The sequence below is a fragment of the Anaerorhabdus sp. genome (assembly GCF_036641015.1).
Taxonomy (GTDB): domain Bacteria; phylum Bacillota_I; class Bacilli_A; order Erysipelotrichales; family Erysipelotrichaceae; genus Anaerorhabdus.
In genome coordinates, this window is sequence record NZ_JAVWFO010000068.1 from 1 (window position 1) to 7,223 (window position 7,223).

Annotated in this window: 7 protein-coding genes; 6 read left to right on the plus strand and 1 reads right to left on the minus strand. The window is 32.3% G+C overall.

Going from position 1 to position 7,223, the window contains the following annotated elements:
* Positions 1-645 (plus strand): hypothetical protein (locus tag RR430_RS08475; RefSeq protein WP_442879640.1); only part of this gene is annotated, 645 nt, incomplete at its 5' end.
* 22 nt (positions 646-667) lie between these two features.
* On the opposite strand, the gene RR430_RS08480 is transcribed toward RR430_RS08475, so the two are convergent.
* Entirely contained in the window at positions 668-1,507 is an 840-nt protein-coding gene (locus RR430_RS08480; protein ID WP_332488658.1) for an AraC family transcriptional regulator, read from the minus strand.
* Between the two features lie 148 nt (positions 1,508-1,655).
* Here RR430_RS08480 and RR430_RS08485 point away from each other — a divergent pair, with 148 nt between their 5' ends.
* From RR430_RS08485 to gnpA, 5 genes are all read left to right on the plus strand, one after another.
* A complete protein-coding gene (locus RR430_RS08485) occupies positions 1,656-2,999 on the plus strand; it encodes a carbohydrate ABC transporter substrate-binding protein (RefSeq protein WP_332488659.1) in 1,344 nt (447 codons plus the stop codon).
* A gap of 68 nt (positions 3,000-3,067) precedes the next feature.
* Entirely contained in the window at positions 3,068-3,961 is an 894-nt protein-coding gene (locus tag RR430_RS08490; RefSeq protein WP_332488660.1) for a carbohydrate ABC transporter permease, read from the plus strand.
* A 9-nt stretch (positions 3,962-3,970) separates the two neighbouring features.
* Positions 3,971-4,843, plus strand: a complete 873-nt coding sequence (locus RR430_RS08495) for a carbohydrate ABC transporter permease (protein ID WP_332488661.1) — start codon at positions 3,971-3,973, stop codon at positions 4,841-4,843.
* 9 nt (positions 4,844-4,852) lie between these two features.
* Positions 4,853-5,026 (plus strand): DUF6903 family protein, encoded by a 174-nt coding sequence (locus tag RR430_RS08500; RefSeq protein WP_332488662.1) that lies wholly within the window; start codon positions 4,853-4,855, stop codon positions 5,024-5,026.
* A 10-nt stretch (positions 5,027-5,036) separates the two neighbouring features.
* Positions 5,037-7,190 carry a 1,3-beta-galactosyl-N-acetylhexosamine phosphorylase gene (gnpA, locus tag RR430_RS08505; protein WP_332488663.1) on the plus strand — a complete coding sequence of 718 codons (2,154 nt, stop codon included), beginning with the start codon at positions 5,037-5,039 and terminating at the stop codon, positions 7,188-7,190.
* The last annotated feature ends 33 nt before the right edge of the window (positions 7,191-7,223 follow it).

Below are 7,223 nucleotides of genomic sequence, written 5' to 3' on the forward strand. Positions count from 1 at the left end.
AAGTCATCTCAAACTTTTATTTATTTCATTTGTCTACTTGACAGGGTGCTGATCACATTGGTTTGCCCTTTCTTAATTTATTTAAACAAAAATGATGAGGAGCGATTATTTTTATTAACACGTGATAGACGTTCTAGTTACTTATTTGCAAAGTCATTATATTTTTGCTTAACAGAACCAACAAGTATATTTGAAACTTATAAAAATTATATTGTTACGATGGATTCTGTAAATTTAGAAAAAACTATGCAAATATTTGATGATGCATTTAATAAATCAGCTGGAGCGCTTCAAAAAATTATAGATCAAAGTAAATATTCATCATATGATGGACTTAGAGCAGATGCAATGAGCATTGCAACTGAAGTAAAAGATGGTGCATTTGATAAGATTAGACCTTTAGAAGATAAAGAAATAATTATTAGAGAAGCCGTTGGGGTATGGTTCTTACTAAAAAAATTGGTATATGTTCAATACATGGTAAACAAGGCAATTCTTGAATCTCGTTATCAAGGAGATGTGAAGAAGCAAAGAGCACAAGCTCGTGAATATAGCAAAGCGATCCCGTTTATTGCTTATAGTGAGTTGTGGCGTTGTTCTGGTGAGAATTTGCCATCTAACAAAGAGAATACTGAAGAAGAGTAACGATAAACGATTAAGTTTACCGTTATTTTTTTTCGCTTGATTGTTTACGATATTCATTGGGAGACATATTAAATTGCTTCTTAAATGATTGAGCAAAGTAGGATTGTGATGACATTCCTATAATATTAGCAATTTGCGCAATTGAATGATTAGTTGTTTTGAGTAACATGCAAGCTTCTTTTAAACGCTTATAATTCAAATAGTTAATAGGAGTCATACCAGAGTACTTTTTAAATGTATGCACTAAGTAGTATTTATTAATGTAAGACATCTCAGCTAATTCATCTAAATTTATGTTTTCACTGAAGTGTTGGTCCAGGTACTGTTTAACATAAGCACATTCATGTGAAATTTTATTAGATGTTTCAATTATTAACTCTGATTTGGTTCTTCTAATAATATTCATGATTAAAACTTCTAGTAAATTTTGCGATATTAAATCATAATAATCGGACTTATTTGAAGCTTCTTGCAATAAAGTTTTAATAAAAAACAAAATTTCATGTTTATAGTCCTCGTAATTGTGTAAACTAGATAGTTGTACATCGCCAGAATCACCTGCTAGGATTGAAATACCTTCAATACCTAAAACAATGTATTCTAAAGGTGATTCATCTTTTGATGATTCCGTGTGATTAATATTACTGTTTACAATTACCAAATCATCTTCTGAAACATCTAACATGCGATCTTCAACATGGAAACGTCCCTTTCCTTGGAGTACATAAAATAACTCTGTAAAGGGGTGGGTATGCATAATAGAGTGCCAGTCAGTATCAAATCTAGCTCTGGTAACATATAATAATCGACAATTTATTTTTGAAAGTGTTGAGTAATTTATTTCGTATTGTGTATTTCCCATATGGTTTCCTCAGTTTCTATATTTTAATAATATTGAATTATTTTATAAAAAGCAATATATATAAAAAATAGAACAATATAAATATAGTGATATTTCATTAATATTACTATACTAAAATTAACAAAGGCGTAAGCCGGGAGGAAAAGAAATGAAAAAACTAGTATCATTATTACTATCTGGTCTTTTGTTAGTTTCTATCGCAGGTTGCTCATCAGCACCTAAGACAGAAGGCGAAACAGGAACTACTGAAGGAGACGCAACAACAGAAGTACTAAAAATCGCTGGTCTTGACGGTGGTTATGGAACAGCTGGTTGGGAAGCAGTAGCAAAAGCTTTCGAAGAAAAAGAAGGAGTTAAAGTAGAACTTCAACTTGAAAAGAATATTGCTGAAACTTTACGTCCAGTAATTACTTCTGGAAAGAACGTACCTGATATTATTTATTTATCAGTTGGATCTGAAGGAAAACTTACAGATGCAATGGTAGCTGAAAAACAAATCACTGACATTACAGATGTATTAGCAATGACAATTCCTGGTGAAGAAGGAACTGTACAAGATAAAATTTTACCTGGTTTCACTGATGCATTAACATCAAGTCCTTATGGAGATGGTAAATTATACTTAGCTCCAATGTTCTATTCACCTTGTGGATTATTCTACAATGCTGGATTATTTGAAGAAAAAGGTTGGGAAGTTCCAACAACTTGGGATCAAATGTGGGAATTAGGAGACAAAGCTAAAGCAGAAGGTATTGCATTATTTACATACCCTACAACTGGTTACTTTGATGCATTCTTCTCAGCATTAATTAATGCTACAGCAGGTCCTGAAGTTTATACTAAATTAATGAACTACGATGCAGATGCATGGCAATTACCAGAAGTTAAACAAGCATTCGAAATCGTTGGAAAACTTGCTTCTTATACAGAAGAAAATACAGTAGCTAATGCTAACAAAGATGGTTTCACAAAGAACCAACAATTAATTCTTGATAACAAAGCATTATTCTGTCCAAACGGAACTTGGTTACCAGGTGAAATGGCAGAAGCTCCAAGAGCTGAAAACTTCAAATGGGGATTCACAGCATTACCAGCAGTTAAAGATGGTGGAGATGGATACTCAACAACTTTCTCTGAACAAATGTATATCCCTACATCTGCAACAAATCCAGAATTAGCTAAAAAATTCATCGCATTCGCATATTCAGATGAAGCAACTAAATTATTCATCGAAAATGGTGGAGCAGTTATGCCTACAACAACAGCATCAGGTATGCTTGCAGGTACAGACAATGAACTTTACTACTCAGTATATGACAACGGAGCTAAAGCTAACGCTGTAGGATTCGCTGCTCATGATGCAGTTGAAGGTGTTGATTTAACTTCTGCTGAAGGTATCATTTATGGAACAGTTAACTCAGTAGTTACTGGTGATAAGACTGTTGAAGATTGGTACAACGGTGTAGTTGAAGCAGTTAAAAAATTTAACTAATTAAAATTAAATTATGTTGTAATAGCGGTGCTTGACGCCGCTATTACTTTCTTAGAAAGGGGAAACTTATGCGTAAAACGAAACAAAAGTCGTGGTTTATTGCTTTATGCATGATACCGTCATTACTTTTATTTACTATATTCATGGTTATTCCAACTATTAATGTATTTACAATGTCACTTTATAAGTGGGGAGGTTTATCTCCAAATAAATCTTTTGTAGGAATCAATAACTTCAAAATTTTATTTGAGGATATGAACTTTATACGTTCACTTCAAAATACGTTATTCTTAATTGCAATTGTAACTATTGTTACTTTAGCGGTAGCGATTGTATTCGCATCGATACTTGTTCGTGAGAAAATTAAAGGACAAAATTTCTTTAGAATTGTGTTTTACATTCCTAATATTTTGTCAGTAGTAGTTATCTCGGCAATCTTTAGTGCGATTTATGATCCAAGTAATGGGTTATTAAATAGTCTTATTAGTTTGTTTAAACCAGAAACATGGACAACAATCAAATTCCTAGGTGATCAAAAAATAGTTATTTATGCAATTGCAGGCGCAATGATATGGCAAGCGGTTGGATATTATATGGTTATGTATATGGCAAGTATGAGTTCTATCTCAGTTCACTTATATGAGGCAGCTGATTTAGAGGGCGCAAGTAAAACTACCCAATTCTTTAATATTACACTTCCATTAGTGTGGTCAAATATTCGTACAACACTAACATTCTTTATCATAAGTACTGTTAACTTAAGTTTCTTATTTACTAAAGTAATGACAAGTGGTGGACCAGATGGAGCAAGCCAAACAGTATTAGGCTACTTATATAAACAAGCATACGACAATGTAAGTTATGGTTATGGTATGGCAATTGGTGCAACAGTCTTTATAATTTCATTTATCCTAAGTGCAATTGTTAATAAAGCAACTGAAAGAAAAGTAATTGAGTACTAGGGGGATAATATGAAAAAGAAAAATAATGTAAAGATATATAAAATATTTATTTATATTGCACTATTAGCGGTAGCAATTTCTATTATTGTTCCAGTGGCTTGGGTATTTATGGCATCTTTAAAAGAGAATGCCGAATTCTATACTAATCCTTGGACATTACCAAAAGGTATCTATCTTCAAAACTTTATTAATGCATTTAACAAAGCGAACATGGGTGAGTATTTCTTAAACTCAGTGTTAGTAACAGCGATTGCATTAATAATATTATTGGTAGTTGCCTTACCAGCTGCATATGTACTAGCGCGTTATGAATTCAAATGCAAAAAGATTATTAATGCATTATATATGGCAGGATTATTCATTAATGTTAACTATATTGTAGTACCTATATTCTTGATGTTACTTGATTGGGATGATGTAGTATACCAGTTCTTTAAAACATCATTCTTCTTAGATAATATCTTTGTGTTAGCTGTTATCTATGCAGCCACAGCAATACCATTTACTGTTTATCTATTAACAAGTTATTTCAGAACATTACCAAAAACATATGAAGAAGCAGCTTATATCGATGGATGTAGTTACTTCCAAACAATGACTAGAATTATGATACCGATGGCTAGACCAAGTATTGTAACAGTTATCTTATTTAATTTCTTAGCATTCTGGAATGAATATATTATTGCATTAACATTATTACCAGGAGTAAGTAAAACATTACCGGTAGGTTTAATGAACTTATCACAAGCAGCACGTGGTAAAGCTGAATACGGTATGTTGTACGCTGGGTTAGTAGTTGTTATGTTACCAACATTAATTTTATATATGATGGTACAAAAGAAACTAACACAAGGTATGACAGTCGGTGGAATTAAAGACTAGGAGGAAATTATGGGCAAATTAACAAGAGAAAAACTAATCATGATGTTAATCGTATTCATAATTTCATTTGCACTAGTTTTCATTGGGCAAAGAAATACAGGATACGCTGGTTTAGCAACCGAAGTAGTAGGAGTCATTGGCTTGATCTTCTTACTTTATTATTACAATGCACAATACAAATGAAGGAGAATATATGATTAAAGGCGGACGTTTAACAATTCCTACAGATTTAGATATGATTAAAGAAACATTAGCATTAAAAGAAGAATTAGATGCTGATGCAATTCGTGACTGTGATGGAACAATAATGCCAGATGAATTACTTGAAAGTAATGGCAAAATATATGCAACATACTATACAACAAGAAAAGATAACGAATGGGCGGAAGCAAACCCAGAAGAGGTACAACAAGAGTATTTAATTACAGATCGTTATACTGCAAGAAATACAACGTTAGAAATTAAACTAATGCATGGATTTCATACTCAACAATTAAAAGTAAATGAAATTGATGATCCAAAAGAATGGTGGGAAGTAATTGATAGAACTACTGGAGAAATAGTTCCTACTGATAAATGGAATTATGTATCTGAAACAGGCTGTGTAGTTATTGAAACTATAAAATATCATGAATATACAGTAAGCTTTCTAGCGTTCCTTATTTGGGATCCAGTTCATATGTATAACTTTATTACTAATGATTGGAAGGATGCACCTCATCAATGTACATTTGATGTTCGTCAACCTAAAACACAAGCACATGTAAAAGAAAAACTACGTCAATTTTGTATAGACAATCCACATATTGATGTAATTAGATTCACAACATTCTTTCATCAATTTACATTAACATTTGATGATCAAAAAAGAGAAAAATATGTTGAGTGGTTTGGCTATAGTGCAAGTGTAAGTCCTTATATTTTAAGACAATTTGAAAAATGGGCAGGATATAAATTCAGACCAGAGTTTATTGTGGATCAAGGATATCACAATTCTATATTTAGAATTCCTAGTAAAGAATTCAGAGATTTTATTGAATTTCAACAAATTGAAGTTAGTAAATTAGCTAAAGAATTAGTGGATATTGTTCATAGCTATGGTAAAGAAGCAATGATGTTTTTGGGAGATCATTGGATTGGTACAGAACCTTTTGGTAAACACTTTGAAAATATTGGATTAGATGCAGTAGTAGGATCAGTAGGTAATGGTGTTACAATGCGTATGATTTCAGATATTAAAGGTGTTAAGTATACAGAAGGTAGATTCCTACCATATTTCTTCCCAGATGTATTTAATGAAAATGGAGATCCTATTAAAGAAGCAAATGAAAATTGGCTTCAAGCACGTCGTGCAATGTTAAGAAGTCCATTAGATCGTATTGGTTATGGTGGATATTTAAAACTTGCTGTTGAGTGGCCAGGATTTATTGATACAATTAAAAATGTTATTAGCGAATTTAGACAAATTCATGAATATACAAATCAAACTAAATCTTATACAGCACCATTTAAAGTAGCTATTTTAAATTCGTGGGGTAGTATTCGAAGATGGATGAATAACCAAGTGCATCACGCTATTTGGTATCGTGAAATTTATAGTTATGTTGGTGTTATTGAATGTTTAAGCGGTATGCCAATTGATGTAGAATTTATTAGTTTTGACGATGTACGTAATGGTATTGATTCAGATATCAAGGTTATTATTAATGCTGGTACTCAAGGTACATCTTGGACAGGCGGAGATAATTGGATTGATGAAGAGATTGTAACTAAGATTAGAGAATTCGTTGATCTTGGTGGAGGATTTATCGGGGTAGGAGAACCAACATCTTATCAACACCAAGGAAGATTCTTCCAATTGAGTGATGTAATGGGTGTGGATAAAGAAGTTGGATTCACTCTAAGTCATGATAAATACAATACACTAAATGCTAAACACTTTATCTTAGAAGATATTGAAGAGCCAGTAGATTTTGGAGAAGGTATGGCAAGCATTTATGCGCAAGGTGATAATTATCAAGTGCTTGCGATGGATCAAAAATATTGCCAATTAGTAACTAACCAATATGGAAAGGGTAGAAGTGTTTACTTTGCAGGTCTACCATATTCTCCACAAAACTGTCGTTTACTTCTTCGTGCAATATATTTTGCAGCAAGTGAAGAAAACAATATGAAAAAATACTTTGTAACAAATATGAATACCGAAATCGCTGCATTCCCATCGGTAAACAAAGTAGTTATCATTAATAACTCAAATAATGATGTTAAAACAGATTTATACATTGAAGGAAAAGTCCATGGAACTTATGATTTAAAGGCTATGGAAATGAAATGGATCGAATTATAAGATAAAGGCAGATGGTATTCTGCCTTTTTATTA

What these genes read in the sequence shown, in the direction of transcription:
- RR430_RS08485 (WP_332488659.1), top strand. Translation starts at nt 1,656, where the DNA reads ATGAAAAAACTAGTATCATTATTACTATCTGGTCTTTTGTTAGTTTCT.
- RR430_RS08480 (WP_332488658.1), bottom strand. Translation starts at nt 1,507, where the DNA reads ATGGGAAATACACAATACGAAATAAATTACTCAACACTTTCAAAAATA.
- RR430_RS08495 (WP_332488661.1), top strand. Translation starts at nt 3,971, where the DNA reads ATGAAAAAGAAAAATAATGTAAAGATATATAAAATATTTATTTATATT.
- RR430_RS08500 (WP_332488662.1), top strand. Translation starts at nt 4,853, where the DNA reads ATGGGCAAATTAACAAGAGAAAAACTAATCATGATGTTAATCGTATTC.
- RR430_RS08490 (WP_332488660.1), top strand. Translation starts at nt 3,068, where the DNA reads ATGCGTAAAACGAAACAAAAGTCGTGGTTTATTGCTTTATGCATGATA.
- gnpA (WP_332488663.1), top strand. Translation starts at nt 5,037, where the DNA reads ATGATTAAAGGCGGACGTTTAACAATTCCTACAGATTTAGATATGATT.